Origin of the sequence: Mesorhizobium sp. NPDC059025, from assembly GCF_042739655.1 — a bacterium.
GTDB lineage: Bacteria > Pseudomonadota > Alphaproteobacteria > Rhizobiales > Rhizobiaceae > Mesorhizobium.
The window spans coordinates 519,234-538,220 of record NZ_JBHYIM010000001.1; the positions used below are offsets into that span (position 1 = coordinate 519,234).

The window sequence follows — 18,987 nt, forward strand, 5'->3', positions numbered from 1 at the left end:
ATCGGTTTGCCGGCGGGCCGGCGCGGCAGGTGATGCAGGTTGGGGCGGTGCGAATGTGCCGTCAGGACGGATCATCCTTCGTCGCCACCCGCCAAGAGTTTCCGGGCGGCAGGCACTCACAAGCTGGGCGCCAACCGTTAACCCCCAAAACGGCTGGCATCTTCCCCGAATTGGGTCGCCTGCCGCCCGGAAAGCCTTCAGGTCGCTGATCATTCCGCATTGGACGATATTGCCATGAGTGCAGATCAAACCTTTCGGGAAGTCCCGAACCGCGGATTGGCCACCGTCGCCATCATGGCGGCGACGGTCATGCAGGTGCTGGACACAACGATCGCCAACGTTGCGTTGCCGTCGATGTCGGGCGACCTCGGTGCTTCGCCCGATACCATCAACTGGGTGCTGACATCCTACATCGTCGCTGCGGCCATCGTCACGCCGATGACGGGGTGGCTGTCGGACAAGTTCGGGCGCAAGGAGCTGTTCCTTGGTTCGGTCGTCGGCTTCGTCGCCTTCTCGCTCCTGTGCGGTATCGCCTGGAGCCTGGAGACGATGGTGCTGTTCCGCCTGATGCAGGGCGTGTTCGGCGCGTCCATCGTGCCTTTGTCGCAGCTCTTCCTGATGGACATCAATCCCAAGGAGCGGCGCGGGCAGGCGATGGCGATCTGGGGTGCCGGCATCATGGTCGGCCCCGTGGTCGGTCCGACCTTGGGCGGCTGGTTGACCGACAGCTACAACTGGCGCTGGGTGTTCCTGATCAACCTGCCGGTCGGCATCATCGCCTTCCTTGGCATGGCCGCGTTCCTGCCAAGCATCCCGAAGCGCGTGCGGGGCTTCGATTTCTTCGGCTTCGCCATGTTGTCGCTCGGTGTCGGTGCGTTGCAGCTGATGCTGGATCGTGGGCCGGACGCAGACTGGTTTTCCTCGACCGAGATCTGGATCGAGACCGGACTGGCATTGATCGGCTTCTGGGTATTCATCGTCCACACCGTCACCGCAGAACGGCCATTCATCGATGCCAAGATCTTCCGCGATCGCAATTTCGCGGCGGCGCTGGTGTTCATCTTCATCATCGGCGTTATCCTGCTCGCCGGCATGGCGCTGCTGCCGCCGATGCTGTCGGCAATCTTCGGTTATCCGACGGTGACGACAGGCATGGTGATGGCACCACGCGGCGTCGGCACCATGATCTCGATGCTGGCGGTCGGACGCCTGATGAAGATGGTCGATCCGAAAAAGCTGATCTTCATCGGCATGCTGCTCACAGCCTATTCATTCTACATGATGTCAGCCTTCACGCCGCAGATGGATGCCTGGCCAATCGTCACGTCGGGTATCGTCCAGGGCCTGGGGCTTGGTCTGGTGTTCGTACCGATTTCGACCATGGCGTTTTCGACGCTCAATCCGGCCAATCTGCCGGACGCGACATCGCTGTTCACGCTGGTCCGCAATATAGGTTCCTCGATCGGCATCTCGGCGTTTACGGCGGTGCTGACGCAGAACACGCAGATCAATCACGTCGAATTGTCGGCCTTCATCAACCCATTCAATCCGAACTTGTGGCTTGCCAACCCCACCGCGGCGATGGGTGACCGGACCGCACTGTCGCAGGTCGATGGTCTGGTCAACATCCAGGCGCAGATGATCTCCTACGTCTCGGACTTCAAGCTGATGGCGCTCGTCACGGCATGCGCTATCCCGCTGCTGTTGCTGCTGCGATCGCCCAAACAGGCGCCGGCCGGTGGTGCACCGGCGGTGCATATGGACTAGGCAGTCGGGAATAGGCATCGGCAGTCGGGTAGAAACTTGTTGCAGCCGCGATAGTCGACCGCACTCCGACTGCCGACTACTTCCCCATCAGCAGCGCCCAGTAGCGCCAGTCCGGTCGCTTGGCGTCTGCCACATAGGCGAGGCCGAAGCGTGTGAAGCGTGGGTCGAGCATGTTGCGCCGGTGTGGCGGCGAGTTCATCCACATGTCGAACAGGCGGGCGAGGTCCATTCGGCCTTGCGCGATGTTTTCGGCGGCGGCCCCTTCAATCCCGTTGTCGGATACACGCGAGGCGAAATCCTTGCCCCAGCCGGTTGTGTGCTCCATGCGGCCGGCAGCCGCCATGTAGCGCGCCTGCTGCAGGGCAGCCTGTTCGAGCTGCGAATCCGGTGCCATCGCCGGCAGTCCCGCGCTGGAGCGGATCTTTCCGACCAGTCCGGAGGCCGACGATGAAGCGCCGCCGCCTTCGCCGGTCGGGCGCACCGTGCCGCAGCCAGCGAGCGCGACGAGCAGTCCGCTGCCGGTGAGTGTCATGAAGGCACGGCGGGAAAGCCGGGGGATATGATCTGCCGATGATGAAGGGGTGAAAGAGGAGAGCATCAAATCTCCCATAAGGGTGATCATGGCTTTTAGCAGGCAGAGCGTGGCCGGCCTCAACAATCTGTGATGGCGGCAGCGCGACAATATCGGCGAAAACTGCTAGGATCCTTTTATTGATTGAGTGGCAGCCCCGGGCGGCCATCCTGGCGATGACCGCCCTCCAACCCGACGGGAGGAGGGTAATGGCCGGTTTTCACGTCATGGCAGGTGCACATGGGCTTGAATTGCCCACGGTGCGCCGCATCACCATCTCGGATCTTTTCGATGCGCTGAAGCGCGGTGCCGAAGATTTCTGGGCCAAGCCGTCGCATTATGTCTTTCTGGGTCTGATCTATCCGATCGTCGGCCTGATCCTGACGGAATGGTCGTCCGGCACGAACGCGATCCAGCTCATCTATCCGCTGATGACCGGCTTTGCGCTGGTCGGCCCTTTTGCGGCTATCGGTCTCTACGAGATGTCGCGGCGGCGCGAGCGCGGTATGGATACATCCTGGAAGCGCGCTCTCGATGTGCGCCATTCGCCGGCGCTGCCGTCCATCGCGGTCATCGGTATCATGCTGATGGCGATTTTCCTGCTCTGGCTGTTCACCGCGCAGTCCATCTACACGGCTTATTTCGGCGAACAGCCGCCGGTGGCGATGGGTACCTTCATCCGTGATGTGCTGACCACCGGGCAGGGGCTTGGGCTGATCCTTTGGGGTAACCTCACCGGTTTCCTTTTCGCGCTGGTGGTGCTGGCCACGACGGTCATCGCTTTCCCGCTTCTGCTCGACCGTGATGTCGGCGTGGTCTCCGCCATCGACACCTCGGTGCGCGCGGTCGTCATGAACCCGGTGCCGATGCTGGCGTGGGGCCTGATCGTGGCTGTGCTTCTGGTGATCGGCTCGATCCCGATCTTCGCCGGCCTCGCCATTGTCATGCCGATCCTTGGCCATGCCACCTGGCACCTCTATCGCAAGGTGGTCGAGCCGGAGCCAAGAGTTGACCGGCGCCCGATGTAACGATCTGCTCGGCCTTGTTGGGTAGTTCAGCGCTGGCTTTCGGTCGCCATCCGGACAGCCAGCGCGGCCAGCACCGTCCCCATCAGCCAGCGCTGGATGAGCATCCACAGCGGACGGCCAGCCAGGAACACCGCGATGGAGCCTGCCGTCACGGCAATGATGGCGTTGACCGACAGGCTGATCGAGATCTGGGTTACGCCCAGCACAAGAAGCTGCGACAGCACCTGGCCTTTTTCCGGATCAATGAACTGCGGCAGCAGCGAGAGATAAAGCACCGCGACCTTCGGATTCAAAAGGTTGGTCATCAATCCCATCATGAACAGCTTGCGTGGCCGGTCACGTGGAAGCTCGCGCACCTGGAAGGGCGAGCGACCGCCAGGCCTCAAGGCCTGCCAGGCAAGATAGAGCAGATAGAGTGCCCCGGCGAGCCGCAAGGCATCATAAGCATAAGGCACGGCAAGCAGCAGCGCGGTGATGCCGAATGCCGCGGAGAAAACATAAAACAGGAAGCCGACGGCAACGCCGCCCAGCGAAATCAAACCTGCCTTCGGCCCTTGCGAGAGCGAACGGGAGATCAGGTAGACCATGTTGGGACCGGGCGTCAGCACCATGCCGAGGCAGATCAACGCGAAAGCGATGTGATTGGCGGTATCGGGCACGGCTGTCCCCCAGGGAAAGACGCCAATCTGTCGGCGTCGGCGGAAACTGCATCTTTGCCGTGCGTGGCGCAAGGGCGCGTCCCGCCGGTTGATTGCGCCAGCGCGGGTTCCTCCTTTTGGCCACTGGCGGGTCGCGGCAAAAGCTGGTGACAGGCGGGAACGCTTCGGCTAATTCGGAGCCGTCCTGGCCGTGTCTGGTGCCCCAAACTGATGGCCGGAGACCCTAGACCGCGGCCTTTTTCCAGGGATGCCATGACGGACCTTTTAGAGACGATCGAGACGTTGACCGCTGTGTCAGGCCGCTACGATGCGCTGCTGTGCGACGTGTGGGGGGTGGTCCACAATGGCGAGACGCATTTCCCCGCGGCGGCGGCTGCCTTGGCCGAAGCGCGCAAGGCTGGTGTTGCTGTCGTGCTGATCACCAACTCGCCGCGCCGCAGTGCGGATGTGATCACCCAGATGCGGCTGATCGGCGTGCCGGACGGCGCTTTCGATCGTGTTGTCAGTTCCGGCGATGTCACGCGCGACCTGATCGCCGAGGGACCACGCAAGGTGTTCCACCTCGGTCCCGACCGCGACATGAACATCTATGATGGGCTCGACGTGGAAATCTCCGAGGAATTCGAGGCGCAGGTGGTCGTCTGCACTGGCATGTTCGATGACGAGGCCGAGACACCGGAAGACTATGCGGAGATGTTGACCAGGCTGCGCGCTCGCAACCTGCCATTCATCTGCGCCAATCCCGACATCATCGTCGAGCGCGGCGAAAGGCTGATCTGGTGCGCCGGCGCGCTTGCTCGCGACTATGCGCAACTGGGCGGCCGCACGCTGATCGCCGGCAAGCCGCATGCGCCGATCTATGCTGCTGCGATGAAGGCCGCCGCGGAAGTGCTCCGCCGCGAAATTCCTCGAAGCCGTGCCCTGGCCATTGGCGACGGCATGATGACCGATGTGAAGGGTGGCGCCGACAATGGCTTCGATGTCCTTTACATCTCCGGCGGCATCCACGCACGTGACTATGGCGATCCGCTGCGGCCCGACCCGGTTCAGCTTGCTGCCTTCCTCGAAAAGCACGGCTATCGTCCGGTTGCCGTCATGCCGCGGCTGAAATAGGAAGGCCGGCATGAACAGGCCGTTCGAACGCATTGAAGGTGACACGGTGCTGCCGTCGCGACTGCGCGGCGGCGTTGTCGCAATCGGCAATTTCGACGGCGTTCATCGCGGTCATCAGGCCGTTCTGCAGCAGGCTCTCGACGAAGCGCAGCGGCGTGGCGTGCCGGCGCTGGTGCTGACTTTCGAGCCGCATCCGCGCACCGTCTTTCGGCCGGACGTGCCCTTGTTCGTGCTGACGCCGCCGCCGGTAAAAGCCAGATTGTTGTCCGATTTGGGCTTCGATGCGGTGATCGAGCAGGAATTCACGCATGAGTTCTCGCATCGTTCGGCGGAGTCCTTCATCACCGATATCCTCGAGCGCAATCTCGGCATTTCCTGCGCCGTCACAGGCTTCGACTTTCATTTCGGCAAGGACCGCCAGGGCGGTCCCGCCTTTCTCGCTGCCGCCGGCCAAAGCCTCGGCTTTGGCGTCGTGCAGGTCGAGGCGTTTTGCGATGAAGGCACGGAGGTTATCTCCTCGAGCCGGATCCGCGCCTTGCTCACGGAAGGCAAGCCTGAAGAGGCGGCGGGCCTGCTTGGCTACCGCTTTACGGTCGAAAGCGAAGTGATCGGCGGGCAGCAGCTTGGCCGCACGCTCGGCTTTCCGACGGCAAACATGAAGCTTCCGCCACAAACAATTCTGAAGGAAGGCATTTATGCCGTCCGGTTCCGTCGACACGACGGTTCGATCCACGACGGAGTCGCCAGTTTCGGCCGCCGCCCGACAGTGGACGACGATGGCGCGCCGCTGCTGGAAACCTTCCTGTTCGATTTCTCGGACAGCCTCTATGGTGAAACCTGCGAGGTTTCGCTGTTTGCCTACCTGCGCGGCGAGGTGAAGTTCGAAGGCCTCGATCCGCTGGTTGCCCAGATGAAGCATGACGAAGTGGAGGCGAGGGCGCTTCTGGCCGGTGTCAGGCCGCTGTCGGTCCTTGACGCCAAGATTGCGTTCTAGAACGTTGCGCGTCCCTGCGGACGCGCAACGGACGATAATCGATCGGGCTAGGTCCTGCTGCTCTTCAGGGCCAAACCAAAGGCGATGTAGGTCCAGCCCTGGAAGACCAGGTCGATCGCCAGGAACAGGCCGAGTACCCAGAGGCTGTTGACTGGCCATTGCAGTGCAATCAGAAGTCCCGCCAGTGCCGTGATGACACCACCGGCGATGATCCAGCCCGAACCCTTCTCGGCTCGATGCTGATAGCCGATCGAGGCGCGGATCAGGCCTGCGGCCACCAGCGCTATTGCCAGCAGCAGGGTGAAGACGGTGGAAGCGAGCAGTGGATTGTAGAAGGCGAAGAAGCCGGCCACCGCATAGAGCAGGCCACTGAGCAGCCAGTAGAAGAAGCGCCCCCACGTCTTTACGCCGAAGGCGTGGATGATTTCGATGGCGCCGGCCATCAACATCAGCCAGCCCACGAAATAGACCGATGCTACGGTGGCGATGAACAGGTTGCCGAAGGCGATGCCGCCAAAGACCAGCAACAGAACGCCGAGTGCCACGAACCATCCCCATTTGGAGCGGGCTTCGCCGATCACATTCTTCAGTTCGTCCGTGGGCAGGGTCATGGCCGTCCTCTCCAAGGTTGTGCCTGTCACAGAGCGGACGATAACGCCGTGCCAATGCCGTGCCAATATGGCGTCCAGTGACGGGGCCGAAACCGAATGTGTTTGAGAAACGGGGATTTAAATCAAATTTTACCAAGAGGCCCGCATAGACAACGCAACGGTGAGTTGTGCATGGTGTTGTGATGAGTCCTGCAAAGTCCCTCCCGGCGGCTATCGCCGCTGTCGTTTTTTTTGCGCCGGCCAGCGCGCGCGCCGAAGGTGACTTCTTCGGCTGGATACGCGGTGACTGGTATCTCGAGGTCGGCGTCACCGGTCTGGTCGCTCCGAACTTCGAAGGCGGCAAGAAATATCTGCTTGGTGCCGAGCCGATCATCTCGCTTGGCAAGGCGGGCGGCGACACGAAATTTTCGTCCCGTAACGACAACATTTCGCTCGGCCTCTACGACAACGGCAATTTCCGCGCCGGTTTGAACGGCAAGCTCCTGTTGCGCCGTGACAGCGACACGCAGGGGCTGGAAGGGCTGGATCCGGTACGCTGGGGCGGCGAAGTCGGCGGGTTCGCCGAATTTTACCCGCTCGATTGGCTACGCGTGCGTGGTGAGGTCCGGCAGGGGTTCCGTGCGCATCACGGTGTCGTCGCCGATTTTGCCGCCGACGCCTTTTATGACGTCACCCCGGAAGTGCGTATTTCCGGCGGTCCGCGCATGTCGTTTGCTTCAGCCAGCTATTTCGATGCCTATTATGGCGTCAATGCTGCTGAATCCGCGGCCACCGGCCTTGCCGAATACAAGCCGGGTGGCGGCCTGAAATCTGTCGGCGTTGGCGGTGCCGTTACCTGGAAGGTGACCGATCCCATCACTGCGAGCCTGTTTGGTGAGTATAGCCGACTGACAGGTCCGGCGGCCGATTCCAGCCTGGTCAGGCAGAATGGCTCGAAGGATCAGTTCACCTTCGGCATTTCGACCAGCTATCGCTTCGACTTCAAGCTTTAGCCAAATACGGCAGCGAAGCGCTTTATTCCTGTGCGCTTATCCGTTAAAAGCGCGGCCATGACAGCTTTCTCGCGCCTTCGCGGCATCGCGATACGAATTAGTGGCCCGGTGTTCCGGACGGCCTGAGGTCGTCGGAGCCGCCGGGACTTTTTGCGCGGGCAACCCTCGCGCTTTTTCCAGAACATGCTAGTTCCAACGCTCGAGGCTCGTGCCGACGGGCAACGCATATGGCAGATCGATGAACGACAAAGCTGAAACCCTCGACTATTCGAAGACCCTTTATCTGCCGCAGACGGAATTCCCGATGCGCGCCGGCTTGCCGGAAAGGGAGCCGGTGCTGGTCAAGCGCTGGCAGGACATGGACCTCTACAAGCGCCTGCGCGAAACCGCTGCCGGCCGCCCGAAATATGTGCTGCACGACGGTCCTCCCTACGCCAACGGCAACATCCATATCGGGCATGCGCTGAACAAGATCCTGAAGGACATCATCGTCCGCTCGTTCCAGATGCGCGGTTTCGACTCCAACTATGTGCCGGGCTGGGACTGCCATGGCCTGCCGATCGAATGGAAGATCGAGGAAGAGAATTACCGTTCCAAAGGCAAGTCCAAGCCGGATCTGACACAGCCGGCTGCGATGGTGGCATTCCGCCAGGAATGTCGCGCCTATGCCGAAAAGTGGATCAAGGTGCAGGGCGATGAATTCCAGCGTCTCGGCGTGGTCGGTGATTTCGACAACCCGTACACCACCATGGCCTACCATGCGGAAGCGCGCATCGCCGGCGAATTGCTGAAATTCGCGGCAAGCGACCAGCTCTATCGCGGCTCCAAGCCTGTGATGTGGTCGGTGGTGGAACGCACCGCGCTGGCCGAAGCCGAGATCGAATACCAGGACTATGAGAGCGACACGATCTGGGTGAAGTTCCCGGTTTTGGGTGCTCTCGGTCAGAGTGATCCAGAGGGCTTTGCTAACTCGATGGATGCCGCGTTTGAGGACGCGGAGGTAAATCTCAACGAGATTCTCGCTGCAAATGTTGTCATCTGGACAACCACGCCTTGGACAATTCCAGGTAACCGCGCGGTCGCCTATTCGCCGCGCGTCGCCTACGGCCTCTACGAAGTTACGGCGGCAGAGAACGACTTTGGTCCGCAACCCGGCGAGAAGCTGATCTTTGCCGACGCGCTTGCCGAGGATGCGTCGGCAAAGGCAAAGGTGACGATGAAGCGGCTCCGCAGCGTCTCGGCGGAACAGCTTAGCAGCTTTACGCTTTCTCATCCCCTGAAAGGCCTTGGCGGCGGTTACGAGTTCGTCGTGCCGATGGTCGCCGGCGACCACGTCACCGACGATGCCGGTACCGGTTTCGTGCACACGGCCCCCAGCCATGGCCGCGAAGACTTCGAGGCCTGGATGGATGCTGCGCCGGAGCTGCGCAAGCAAGGCATCGACGTCGCGATCCCGTTCCCGGTCGATGACGCCGGCTTCTACACCAAGGACGCGCCGGGTTTTGGTCCGGACCGCGAGGGCGGCCCTGCGCGCGTTATCGACGACAACGGCAAGAAGGGCGACGCCAACAAGGCCGTCATCGAGGCGCTGATCGCGGTGAATGCGCTGTTCGCACGCGGACGTCTGAAGCACCAATATCCGCACTCGTGGCGTTCGAAGAAGCCGATCATCTTCCGGAACACGCCGCAGTGGTTCGTCTATATGGACAAGGAACTCGACGACGGCAGCACGCTGCGCAGCCGGGCGCTGAAGGCGATCGATGACACGCGTTTTGTTCCGGCCGCCGGCCAGACGCGCCTGCGTTCCATGATCGAGGAGCGCCCCGACTGGGTGCTGTCGCGCCAGCGTGCCTGGGGTGTGCCGATCGCCGTCTTCGCCGACGTCGACGGCAATGTGCTGAAGGACGAGGCGGTCAATGCCCGTATCGTCGAGGCCTTCGAGACGGAAGGGGCGGATGCCTGGTTCGCCGAAGGCGCACGCGAGCGCTTCCTGGGTTCGCGCGCCAATGAGCCGTGGACGCAGGTGATGGACATCCTGGACGTCTGGTTCGATTCCGGTTCGACCCACACGTTCACGCTGGAGGACCGTCCCGACCTGAAATGGCCGGCCGACGTCTATCTTGAAGGTTCCGACCAGCACCGGGGCTGGTTCCATTCCTCGCTGCTGGAAAGCTGCGGCACGAGGGGCAGGGCGCCCTACGATACGGTCGTCACCCATGGCTTCACCATGGACGAGGAAGGCCGCAAGATGTCGAAATCGCTCGGCAACACCGTTGTGCCGCAGGATGTCATCAAGCAGTCCGGCGCCGACATCCTGCGCCTGTGGGTGGCAACGACCGATTATTGGGAGGACCAGCGGCTCGGCAAGACCATTCTGCAGACCAACATCGATGCCTATCGCAAGCTGCGCAACACCATCCGCTGGATGCTGGGCACGCTGGCGCATGATGACGGCGCTGAAGTGCCGCTTACCGAAATGCCGGAACTGGAGCGGCTGATGCTGCACCGGCTGGCCGAACTCGACGAACTGGTGCGTTCGGGCTTTGACGCCTTTGAGTTCAAGCGCATCACGCGCGCGCTGCTAGACTTCATGGTTGTCGAGCTCTCGGCCTTCTATTTCGACATTCGCAAGGACGCGCTCTACTGCGACGCGCCTTCCAGCGTGAAGCGCAAGGCATCCGTGCAGGTGGTGCGCCATCTGTTCGACTGCCTGGTGAAGTGGTTGGCGCCGCTTTTGCCCTTCACCACGGAAGAGGCCTGGCTGGACCGTAACCCGCAAGCCGAATCGCTGCATCTGGAGCAGATGCCGGCAGTGCCTTCCGCCTGGCGCAACGACGCGCTGGCCGAGAAATGGCGCAAGGTGCGGCAAGTGCGCAGCGTTGTTACGGGCGCTCTGGAACTGGAACGCGCGAAGAAGACCATCGGCTCTTCGCTGGAAGCGGTGCCGGTCGTTTATCTCGGCGATGCTAGCCTGGAAGCGGCTCTTGCTGGTATCGACCTGGCCGAGATCAGCATCACGTCTGACCTCGTCATTTCGCACGATGCTGCCCCTGCCGATGCTTTCGCACTGCGCGAAGTGCCCGGTGTCGCGGTCGTCATCGCCAAGGCGGAAGATCGCGGTCTGGTCAAATGCGCGCGTTCGTGGCGGTACACTGCCGATGTCGGCTCCGACGCGGCCTATCCGGACGTATCGGCGCGTGACGCGGCAGCCTTGCGGGAAATGAAGGCGCTCGGCCGTTTTTAGGGTGTTGGAGGTGTTGCAATGCCGGTGGTAGTACAGCTGCCGGCGTTGCCCTTAACCCGGCGTTGAGGTAAAGACGCGAAATTCCGACGAACAACAATGACAAACTATCGCCGGATTCCCGTTGAATGAGCGCATAGCGTTTTCATTTCCGGGCCACCGGGGCTGGCCAGAGGTCGAGAGTGACAAAAATCAGCATGACCGAAAGACACCGCGCGCGTGCGCTGGTTCTGGTGCCGCTCATGGTGTCCGGCTTTGCGCTGGCTGGCTGCGTCGGTTCGCCGACCTACGGTACAGGCACGCCGGCGGGCGAACAGTTGCTTGGCGACGTCTCGAACGCGATCTCACTGCAGCCGCCAAAGCGCGATGCCATCGACTACAAACCGCGTGCGACGCTGGTGAAGCCGAAGCCGGGTACGAAGGAAGCGCTGCCGGCACCGCAGGACTCCATCACCCAGACCGCAAGCGGCGAATGGCCGGAATCGCCGGAACAGCGCCGGGCGCGCCTGCGGGCTGAGGCGACTGCCAACGAAAACAATCCGAATTACGAACCAGGCATCGTTGGCGACGATGTTCAGACCGATCCGGTTGCCGTGCGCAAGGCGATGGCCGAATCGGGTTCAAGCCACCCGCCAGCTCCCGACAGCGGTCAGGCCGTTTCCCGCCGCGCGGAAGTGGCGAAGCGCGTGGCTGCAAGCCAGCAAAGCACGCCGACCACCCGCCGTTTCCTGACGGATCCGCCGGTGGTTTACCGCACGGCTGCCGATAGCGCTCCGCAGGGCGATCTGGGTGAGGACGAATACAAGAAGGAACGGCGCCTGAAAAAGGAAGCCCAGGCCAAGAGCGGCAAGTCAGGCTGGTTCGACTGGTGGAATTAGGCCGCTGAAAGGCTTTTGAAACACGACGCCGCTGCCTTGCAGCGGCGTTTTTCGTTGAGGCAGCGTGCTCTAGCGGCGATCCCGGAAGAAGTCTTTGAGCATGGCTGAGGATTGCGTTTCGGCGAACCCTGCGTAGACATCCGGAACATGATGGCAGGTGGGAGCCGAGAAGAAGCGCGGTCCGTTGACGATTGCGCCGCCTTTTTCGTCGGCAGCGCCGAAATAGAGCCGACGCAGCCGGGCGAACGAGATCGCGCCCGCGCACATGACGCAAGGTTCCAGGGTTACGTAGAGATCGTGGTCTGTCAGCCTTTCACTGGCAAGTCTCCGGCAGGCTTCGCGGATTGCCAGGATTTCCGCGTGCGCGGTCGGGTCCGACAGTTCCCGAGTGCGATTGCCTGCGGCGGCAACAATCGTATTGCCCTGCACGACGACCGCGCCGACCGGCACTTCACCGCGCGCAGCGGCAGCCTCGGCTTCTTTTAGCGCGACTGCCGTGAAATCCGGTCGTTTCACCCTGTTTCGGCTCCTTGATGGGCTTAGAATAGTCCTCGCCACCCGGCGGCGATCCTGTTATCTAGCGCGCGACTTCGAAAACCGATATCGATTTTCGAACCGGATCACGCGCACAACAGAAGCGTCATAGCGTCCTGACGCGTCGTTTCCGACGCGCGACGCCGTGACCGTGCGACAAATTAAGGGAATAGGGCGGAATGCCGATTGCATTCCAGCTCTGGTGAGCAAGGCAAGATGGACGACAAAGACAACAAGCCGCCGCGTTCGCGTGGTCCCAGAACAGACGGTCCGCGCGGCCGCGAGCCCGGTAAGGGTGGAAAGCCTGGCTTTGGCAAGAAGCCGTTTACCAAGCGTTTTGACGGCGACAAGGCCACAGGCGAGCGGCCCCATGGCGACTTCAAGCCGGGCGGCGGCAAGCCGTGGCAGAAGCGGGAGGATGGCGGCAAGCGGCCTTTTGAGAAAGGCGCACGTGGCGAAGGCAAGCCTTTCGTCAAGCGCGATGGCCCGCGCAAACCCTACGCGCCGCGCGAAGACCGTTCAGCGGAAGGCGACAGGCCGAGGCGCGATTTCGCGGATCGTCCTCGCAGCGCGCGCTCGGAAGGTGACTTCCGGCAAGATCGCAAGCCATACGAGAAACGCGAAGGCGGTGGCTCCTACGGCAAGCGGCCCTTCGAGCAAGGCGCGCGCGGCGAAGGCAAGCCTTTCGTCAAGCGCGACGGCCCGCGCAAACCCTATGCGCCACGCGAGGACAGGTCGGCCGATGCCGAGCGCCCTAAGCGCGACTTTGGTGGCGGCCGACCGCGCGGTCCGCGGCCTGAGGGCGGCTTTCGTCCAGATCGCAAGCCCTTTGAAAAACGCGATGGCTCGGGCAATCAACGTCCCGGCCGCTTCGAACGCGGTGAGCGCAAATTCGAAGGCGAACGGTCTGAGCGTCGCTTCGACAAGGAAGCGGGAGAACGCCGTTTCGAGCGCCCGAAGCACGAGTTCGACGGCGAACGCAAGCCGTTCCAGAAGCGCGAAGGGGGCGCATCCAAGCGGCCCTTCGACAAGGGACCACGCCGCGAAGCTGCCGCGCGCTCCCATGCTTCGGTCGAAGCCGTCGAGAACGGCGAGCGCATAGCCAAGCGGCTTGCGCGCGCCGGCATCGCGTCGCGACGCGACGCCGAGGAGCTGATCGCTGCCGGCCGCGTCAGGGTCAACGGCCAGATACTGACGTCACCGGCCTTCAACGTTTCGCCGGACGACGTCATCCATCTCGACGGCACCGAAATTCCACCGATCGAGCGCACTCGCCTGTTCCTGTTCCACAAGCCGGCCGGCGTGGTCACCACCAACCGTGATCCGGAAGGTCGCAAGACCGTCTTTGATGTGCTGCCGGCCGAATTGCCGCGGCTGATGACCATCGGCCGCCTCGATATCAACACCGAGGGCCTGCTGCTGCTTACCAATGACGGTGGATTGTCGCGCGTGCTGGAGTTGCCTGCCACAGGCTGGCTCCGCCGCTACCGCGTGCGCGTGCACGGCAAGGTCGAGGAACAGGCGCTGGCCGATCTCAGGGACGGCATCGCGGTCGACGGCGTTTTCTATGGCGCCATTGAGGCTTCCCTGGAGCGTACGCAAGGCACCAATGCCTGGCTGACCATCGGCCTGCGCGAAGGCAAGAATCGCGAGGTCAAGAACATCCTCGGCGCGCTTGGCCTTGAGGTGACGCGGCTGATCCGCGTTTCCTATGGTCCGTTCCAGCTCGGCGAATTGCCGGAAGGCCACGTGCAGGAGATCAAGGGCCGCACGCTGCGTGAACAGCTGGGTGAAACCCTGATCGAGGAAGCCGGCGCCAACTTCGACGCCGATATCACGATGCCTTTCTCGAACAAGCCGGTGCGCCGCACCGAGCCGCGTCCCGAAGAGAAACCGCGGCCTAGGCCGCTGCGTGATGGCGACCACCGGCCGGCCGGTGAGGGTGGCTTGATCAAAGCGCGCAAACGGCGCGAAGGCAGTCGGGACGAGGCGCTCGGCAAGCTCTCGACCAAGCCTGACCGTGGAGGCTTCGGCGATCGTGGCGGCTTCGCCAAGGGTGGCGCCGGCAAAGGCTTCGGCGAGCGTGGCCCGAAGAAGGGCGAGCGCGAGCAACGGCCGATAGATCCGCCCGGCCAGCGCCGCGCCAATGTCTGGATGGCACCTGGCGCGAGACCGCAGGGTGCCAAGGCGGAGCGATCGGAAAAGCCGAGTACTGGCAAGGGTGCTTCGCGTGGTCGCTCCTTTGACGACAAGGGCGGTGCTCCGCGCGGCAAGGGACCTGGCAAAGGCCCACGGTCGCGCTGATGCGGGTGGTCGGCGGTGAATTTCGCGGACGGCCACTGGCGACACCGCGTGACCAGTCCATTCGCCCGACCACCGATCGCGCGCGGGAGGCATTGTTCAACGTACTGACGCATCGGTTTGGAGAGAAGCTGGAGGAGGCACGCGTTCTCGACCTCTTCGCCGGTACCGGTGCGCTCGGTATCGAGGCGCTGTCACGCGGTGCCTCTTATGCGGTTTTCATCGAGGAATCGGCGGAAGGGCGTGGATTGATCCGCTCCAATGTCGAGGCCTTCGGTCTTACCGGCCGTACCAAGATTTTCCGTCGCGATGCCACCAAACTCGGCGAGGCCGGGACGATGGGGCCGTTCGGCCTGCTGTTCGCGGATCCGCCTTATGGCAAAGGCCTGGGCGAGCAGGCGCTGCAATCCGCACGCGCTGGCGGCTGGTTGGTGCCGGGCGCGCTTTGCGTGGTCGAGGAGACGGCCGCAGCCTTTTTCCAGCCGGGGCCAGGGTTTTCTGTGATCGACGAACGCAACTACGGCGAAACCGTCATTCGCTTCATCGAGGCCACCTGACTGGACCTTTTCGCGCTCTGGCCTGACTTCGGCCCATATTTGCGGCAAGACGGGCAGGAGGATACTGGGAGAATCGGCGAAGACGCATGGTTGCAGATGAAACGGAGCGGTCGATGGGAATTCGCAAAGATTGGCCGCGCCGCATGCTGCTTGCAGCATCGCCGGAGCGTTTCCGTTTTTCACGGAAACGCGAAAACGCTCTGCGCATTTTTGCTGGAATTGCTCTGAGTGTCCTGACGGCAACATCGGCACTGGCTGAGCAGGCGCCTCCCGAAGGTACGATCAGCCAGTTCACGCTGGGCAACGGCATGCAGGTGGTGGTCATTCCCGATCATCGCGCGCCGATCGTGACCCACATGGTGTGGTACAAGATCGGCAGTGCCGACGAACCGCCGGGAAAGTCCGGTATCGCGCACTTCTTCGAACATTTGATGTTCAAGGCCACCAGCAATCATCCCGCCGGTGCGCTCGACCAGGCCGTCGCCGATATAGGCGGCAACGACAACGCCTTCACGTCCTACGATTTCACTGCTTTCCACGAGACGGTGCCGCCATCGGCGCTTGGCCAGATGATGGGTTTCGAGGCTGATCGCATGCGCAACCTCGTGTTGAGCGACGAAGCCGTGACCACGGAGCGCGACGTCATCATGGAAGAGCGCCGCTCGCGTATCGACAATGATCCGCAGGCGCAGCTCGACGAAGCGGTCAACGCCACGCTTTACATGAACCAGCCCTATCGTATCCCTGTGATCGGCTGGATGCAGGAAATCGAGCAGCTCAACCGTGTCGACGCCAAGGCGTTTTATGACCGCTACTACGCGCCGAACAATGCTGTCCTGGTCATTGCCGGTGATGTCGAGCCTGAAGCCGTGCGCAAGCTGGCGGAGGAGAATTACGGCAAGGTGCCACGTGGGCCGGACCTGGCGCCTCGCATCCGCCCCAAGGAGCCGGAGAAGACGACGGCACGTTCGGTGACGCTCGCCGACGCGCGCGTCAGCGTGCCGAATTTTTCCATGCAATGGGTCGTGCCGTCCTACAACACAGCCAAACCGGGCGAGGCGGAAGCGCTTGACCTGCTGGGCGAGATCCTCGGCGGCGGCACGCGCAGCCGCCTCTACCAGGAACTTGTCGTGAAGCAAGGCATCGCGGCCAGTGTTGGTGCCGGATTCCAGGGCCGGGCTCTGGATGACACGGTCTTCGCCGCGTATGCCACACCGCGCGGAACCGCCAGGCTGACCGAGGTCGAGAAGGCCGTTGGCGTGGAAATCGAAAAGATCGCGCGCGACGGCGTCAACGCAGATGAACTGGAGCGGGCAAAGAACCGTTTCATCCGCTCGATGATCTTTGCCCGTGACCGGCAGGATTCAATGGCCAACATTTATGGCAGCGTGTTGACCACGGGTGGCACGGTCAAGGATGTCGAAGAATGGCCGGAGCGCGTCCGCAAGGTGGGTGCCGAAGAGGTCAAGGCGGCAGCCCAGCGCTATCTGGTCCTCGACAAGGTTGTGACGGGCTACCTCCTGCCCAAGGCGGAGAACTGATTGATGCCGGTATCGAACTCTGCCTACGCCACCACGACTAATTTGACGATCCGGCTGTTGCTTGGGTTGATCTTCCTGGTCTTGCCGGTGTTCACGGCGTCGGCTGCCATGAACATCCAGGAGGTGAAGTCTGACAAGGGCATCACCGCCTGGCTGGTCGAGGACTACACCGTACCGATCGTGACCATGCGCTTTGTTTTCGACGGCGGCGCCAGCCAGGACCCTGTCGGCAAGGAGGGGACGGCCAATCTGATGGCCGGCCTGTTCGATGAAGGGGCAGGCGATCTCGACAGCGATGCCTTCCAGATCAAGCTCGACGACGTCGGCGCGGAAATGAGTTTCGAAGAGACCCGTGACGGTTTCTACGGCACGATGCGCATGCTGGCAGAGAAGCGGGATGATGCGCTCGGCCTGCTCAAACTGGCGATCGAAGCGCCGCGTTTCGACCCTGCGCCGGTGGAGCGCATTCGGGCGCAGATCATTTCCGGCATCGAGTCGAACGCCCGCAATCCCGAAACGATTGCCCAGGCGAAATGGCGCAAGGCGCTCTATGGCGATCATCCTTATGCCAATCCTGAAAACGGCACCAAGGAGACCGTGGCGGCGATCACCCGGGACGACCTGCGCGCTTTCCACAAGGCGATGTTCGGGCGCGACGGTTTGCATGTCGCCGTCGTCGGCGCGATCGATGCTGAAACATTGAAGCGCAAGCTCGACGAAATCTTCGGCGGTCTTCCGGAAGAGCAGCAATTGCGGCCGCTTGTCGATGTCGATCTGAAGCTTGGCCAGACCGTCGAAGTCAATTACGACCAGCCGCAGACATCGTTGCAGTGGGCTTTCCCGGGCGTTGCCCGCGATGCACCGGACTTTTATGCCGCTGCGCTGCTCAATGAGATACTGGGTGGCCAGGCCTACACCTCGCGGCTTTACCAGGAAGTGCGGGAGAAGCGGGGGCTCGCCTATGGCGTCTCCTCGTCGCTGGTCGATCGCCGCCATTCGGCGCTGCTGACCGTTGGCACGGCTACACGCTCGGACCGGGCCTCTGAGACCCTGAAGATCGTGCGGGATGTGGTGCAGCGCCTGGCGACGGACGGACCGACCGATCAGGAACTGGCGGCTGTGAAAAAGAACCTCATAGGCGCCTATGCCATCAACAACCTGGATTCATCGAGCTCGATCGCCAACACCCTGGTGGAACTGCAACTCGACAGGCTGGGCATTGACTACATCCAGCGTCGTGCGGCCTATATCAATGGCGTGACGCTTGACGAGGTGAAGGCCGTGGCCAAGAAACTGTTGTCGGTCGATCCGGCGATCCTGGTGGTCGGGCCTGCGCTTGCCACGGGGGGCAAAGGGTGAGCCCGTCCTTTTCCATCGCATTCGGCGGTGGTGGCGCGCGCGGCCTGGCGCATATCCATGTCATCGAGGCGCTGGACGAACTCGGCATCAAGCCCGTGGCGATCGCCGGTTCCTCGATCGGCGCGCTGGTGGGGGCAGGGGTTGCCTCGGGCATGAGCGGCCGTGACATCCACGACTATGCGCGCTCCATACTCGGCACCCGTGCCCAGGTGGCGAGTCGTATGTGGCGTGCGCGCCCAGGCACCTTGGCCGAGGCGATGGAAGGCGGTTTTCGCTTCGGTCAGTTCAATGTCGAACGCATCCTCAAGGCTTTCCTCCCGGAAGTCGTGCCGGCCAGTTTCGAAGAGCTGAAGATTCCGCTCAAGGTGACAGCGACCGACTATTTCGGTCACAAACTGGCGGTGTTCGACAGCGGCGAACTGCGTTCGGCACTCGCCGCCTCGGCGGCGATCCCGGCGGTGTTCCGGCCAGTCATGCGCGACGGCCGCATGCTGATTGACGGCGGCATCTACAATCCCGTGCCGTTCGACCTGGTCGAAGGGGCTGCCGACATCACCATCGCGGTCGATGTCGTCGGCGGCCCGGAAGAGGGCAGCAAGAGACCGACTTCCATCGACCTTATGTTTGGTGCGACGCAACTGCTGATGCAGTCGATCATCGCGAACAAGCTGACACAGTGCCGCCCCGATATCCTGATCCGCCCGCCGGTTTCGCGCTTCCGCGTGCTCGACTTCATGAAGATCGACGCCGTGATGGCGGAAACGGAGGCGGTGAAGGACGAGGTGAAACGCGCTGTCGAAGCCGCGCTCGAAGCGCGGCTTGTATCGCAAGGGTAGCTTCG

At 62.4% G+C, this 18,987-nt stretch carries 16 protein-coding genes; 12 read left to right on the forward strand and 4 right to left on the reverse strand.

Features of this window, described 5'->3' with window-relative positions; genetic code table 11:
- The first annotated feature begins 234 nt into the window (after positions 1–234).
- Complete coding sequence (locus ACFWYE_RS02440) at positions 235–1,767, forward strand: DHA2 family efflux MFS transporter permease subunit (RefSeq protein WP_379070421.1); 1,533 nt, start codon at positions 235–237, stop codon at positions 1,765–1,767.
- Positions 1,768–1,843: 76 nt separating this feature from the next.
- Here the strand turns inward: ACFWYE_RS02440 and ACFWYE_RS02445 are convergent, their stop codons facing one another.
- Positions 1,844–2,365, reverse strand: a complete 522-nt coding sequence (locus tag ACFWYE_RS02445; protein ID WP_379109362.1) for a CAP domain-containing protein — start codon at positions 2,363–2,365, stop codon at positions 1,844–1,846.
- 182 nt (positions 2,366–2,547) lie between these two features.
- On the opposite strand from ACFWYE_RS02445, the gene ACFWYE_RS02450 reads away from it, so the two are divergent.
- Positions 2,548–3,366, forward strand: a complete 819-nt coding sequence (locus ACFWYE_RS02450) for a DUF2189 domain-containing protein (RefSeq protein WP_379109363.1) — start codon at positions 2,548–2,550, stop codon at positions 3,364–3,366.
- Positions 3,367–3,392: 26 nt separating this feature from the next.
- Here ACFWYE_RS02450 and ACFWYE_RS02455 read toward each other — a convergent pair whose 3' ends face one another.
- Positions 3,393–3,977 carry a LysE family translocator gene (locus tag ACFWYE_RS02455; protein ID WP_379073028.1) on the reverse strand — a complete coding sequence of 195 codons (585 nt, stop codon included), beginning with the start codon at positions 3,975–3,977 and terminating at the stop codon, positions 3,393–3,395.
- Between the two features lie 300 nt (positions 3,978–4,277).
- Between ACFWYE_RS02455 and ACFWYE_RS02460 the strand changes: the two genes are divergently transcribed.
- Both ACFWYE_RS02460 and ACFWYE_RS02465 read left to right on the forward strand, forming a co-directional pair.
- The gene (locus tag ACFWYE_RS02460; RefSeq protein ID WP_379070430.1) at positions 4,278–5,138 is read left to right on the forward strand and encodes a TIGR01459 family HAD-type hydrolase; all 861 of its coding nucleotides are present in this window, start codon (positions 4,278–4,280) and stop codon (positions 5,136–5,138) included.
- A 10-nt stretch (positions 5,139–5,148) separates the two neighbouring features.
- The gene (locus tag ACFWYE_RS02465) at positions 5,149–6,132 is read left to right on the forward strand and encodes a bifunctional riboflavin kinase/FAD synthetase (protein ID WP_379109364.1); all 984 of its coding nucleotides are present in this window, start codon (positions 5,149–5,151) and stop codon (positions 6,130–6,132) included.
- A 47-nt stretch (positions 6,133–6,179) separates the two neighbouring features.
- Here ACFWYE_RS02465 and ACFWYE_RS02470 read toward each other — a convergent pair whose 3' ends face one another.
- On the reverse strand, positions 6,180–6,743 hold the full coding sequence (locus tag ACFWYE_RS02470; RefSeq protein ID WP_379070435.1) for an HdeD family acid-resistance protein: 564 nt from the start codon (positions 6,741–6,743) through the stop codon (positions 6,180–6,182).
- A 182-nt stretch (positions 6,744–6,925) separates the two neighbouring features.
- On the opposite strand from ACFWYE_RS02470, the gene ACFWYE_RS02475 reads away from it, so the two are divergent.
- The 3 genes from ACFWYE_RS02475 (at position 6,926) to ACFWYE_RS02485 (ending at position 11,854) form a co-directional block, all read left to right on the forward strand.
- A complete protein-coding gene (locus tag ACFWYE_RS02475; protein ID WP_379070437.1) occupies positions 6,926–7,735 on the forward strand; it encodes a MipA/OmpV family protein in 810 nt (269 codons plus the stop codon).
- 238 nt (positions 7,736–7,973) lie between these two features.
- Positions 7,974–10,979, forward strand: a complete 3,006-nt coding sequence (gene ileS / locus ACFWYE_RS02480) for an isoleucine--tRNA ligase (RefSeq protein ID WP_379109365.1) — start codon at positions 7,974–7,976, stop codon at positions 10,977–10,979.
- Between the two features lie 194 nt (positions 10,980–11,173).
- Positions 11,174–11,854 (forward strand): hypothetical protein, encoded by a 681-nt coding sequence (locus ACFWYE_RS02485; protein WP_379070441.1) that lies wholly within the window; start codon positions 11,174–11,176, stop codon positions 11,852–11,854.
- A 69-nt stretch (positions 11,855–11,923) separates the two neighbouring features.
- Here the strand turns inward: ACFWYE_RS02485 and ACFWYE_RS02490 are convergent, their stop codons facing one another.
- Complete coding sequence (locus ACFWYE_RS02490) at positions 11,924–12,370, reverse strand: nucleoside deaminase (protein ID WP_379109367.1); 447 nt, start codon at positions 12,368–12,370, stop codon at positions 11,924–11,926.
- Between the two features lie 234 nt (positions 12,371–12,604).
- Here ACFWYE_RS02490 and ACFWYE_RS02495 point away from each other — a divergent pair, with 234 nt between their 5' ends.
- From ACFWYE_RS02495 to ACFWYE_RS02515, 5 genes are all read left to right on the forward strand, one after another.
- Positions 12,605–14,692 (forward strand): pseudouridine synthase, encoded by a 2,088-nt coding sequence (locus tag ACFWYE_RS02495; RefSeq protein WP_379109369.1) that lies wholly within the window; start codon positions 12,605–12,607, stop codon positions 14,690–14,692.
- Positions 14,692–15,246, forward strand: coding sequence for a 16S rRNA (guanine(966)-N(2))-methyltransferase RsmD (rsmD, locus tag ACFWYE_RS02500; RefSeq protein WP_379109370.1), 555 nt, complete (start codon positions 14,692–14,694; stop codon positions 15,244–15,246). The genes ACFWYE_RS02495 and rsmD overlap by 1 nt, the downstream gene beginning before the upstream one ends.
- Positions 15,247–15,359: 113 nt before the next feature.
- Positions 15,360–16,787, forward strand: a complete 1,428-nt coding sequence (locus ACFWYE_RS02505) for a M16 family metallopeptidase (RefSeq protein ID WP_379109372.1) — start codon at positions 15,360–15,362, stop codon at positions 16,785–16,787.
- A gap of 3 nt (positions 16,788–16,790) precedes the next feature.
- The gene (locus tag ACFWYE_RS02510) at positions 16,791–18,146 is read left to right on the forward strand and encodes a M16 family metallopeptidase (RefSeq protein ID WP_379109374.1); all 1,356 of its coding nucleotides are present in this window, start codon (positions 16,791–16,793) and stop codon (positions 18,144–18,146) included.
- Positions 18,143–18,982, forward strand: a complete 840-nt coding sequence (locus tag ACFWYE_RS02515; RefSeq protein WP_379109376.1) for a patatin-like phospholipase family protein — start codon at positions 18,143–18,145, stop codon at positions 18,980–18,982. Before ACFWYE_RS02510 ends, ACFWYE_RS02515 begins: the two co-directional genes overlap by 4 nt.
- Positions 18,983–18,987 lie beyond the last annotated feature (5 nt).

What these genes read in the sequence shown, in the direction of transcription:
- ACFWYE_RS02440 (WP_379070421.1), top strand. Translation starts at nt 235, where the DNA reads ATGAGTGCAGATCAAACCTTTCGGGAAGTCCCGAACCGCGGATTGGCC.
- ACFWYE_RS02445 (WP_379109362.1), bottom strand. Translation starts at nt 2,365, where the DNA reads ATGCTCTCCTCTTTCACCCCTTCATCATCGGCAGATCATATCCCCCGG.
- ACFWYE_RS02450 (WP_379109363.1), top strand. Translation starts at nt 2,548, where the DNA reads ATGGCCGGTTTTCACGTCATGGCAGGTGCACATGGGCTTGAATTGCCC.
- ACFWYE_RS02455 (WP_379073028.1), bottom strand. Translation starts at nt 3,977, where the DNA reads ATGGTGCTGACGCCCGGTCCCAACATGGTCTACCTGATCTCCCGTTCG.
- ACFWYE_RS02460 (WP_379070430.1), top strand. Translation starts at nt 4,278, where the DNA reads ATGACGGACCTTTTAGAGACGATCGAGACGTTGACCGCTGTGTCAGGC.
- ACFWYE_RS02465 (WP_379109364.1), top strand. Translation starts at nt 5,149, where the DNA reads ATGAACAGGCCGTTCGAACGCATTGAAGGTGACACGGTGCTGCCGTCG.
- ACFWYE_RS02470 (WP_379070435.1), bottom strand. Translation starts at nt 6,743, where the DNA reads ATGACCCTGCCCACGGACGAACTGAAGAATGTGATCGGCGAAGCCCGC.
- ACFWYE_RS02475 (WP_379070437.1), top strand. Translation starts at nt 6,926, where the DNA reads ATGAGTCCTGCAAAGTCCCTCCCGGCGGCTATCGCCGCTGTCGTTTTT.
- ileS (WP_379109365.1), top strand. Translation starts at nt 7,974, where the DNA reads ATGAACGACAAAGCTGAAACCCTCGACTATTCGAAGACCCTTTATCTG.
- ACFWYE_RS02485 (WP_379070441.1), top strand. Translation starts at nt 11,174, where the DNA reads ATGACCGAAAGACACCGCGCGCGTGCGCTGGTTCTGGTGCCGCTCATG.
- ACFWYE_RS02495 (WP_379109369.1), top strand. Translation starts at nt 12,605, where the DNA reads ATGGACGACAAAGACAACAAGCCGCCGCGTTCGCGTGGTCCCAGAACA.
- rsmD (WP_379109370.1), top strand. Translation starts at nt 14,692, where the DNA reads ATGCGGGTGGTCGGCGGTGAATTTCGCGGACGGCCACTGGCGACACCG.
- ACFWYE_RS02505 (WP_379109372.1), top strand. Translation starts at nt 15,360, where the DNA reads ATGGGAATTCGCAAAGATTGGCCGCGCCGCATGCTGCTTGCAGCATCG.
- ACFWYE_RS02510 (WP_379109374.1), top strand. Translation starts at nt 16,791, where the DNA reads ATGCCGGTATCGAACTCTGCCTACGCCACCACGACTAATTTGACGATC.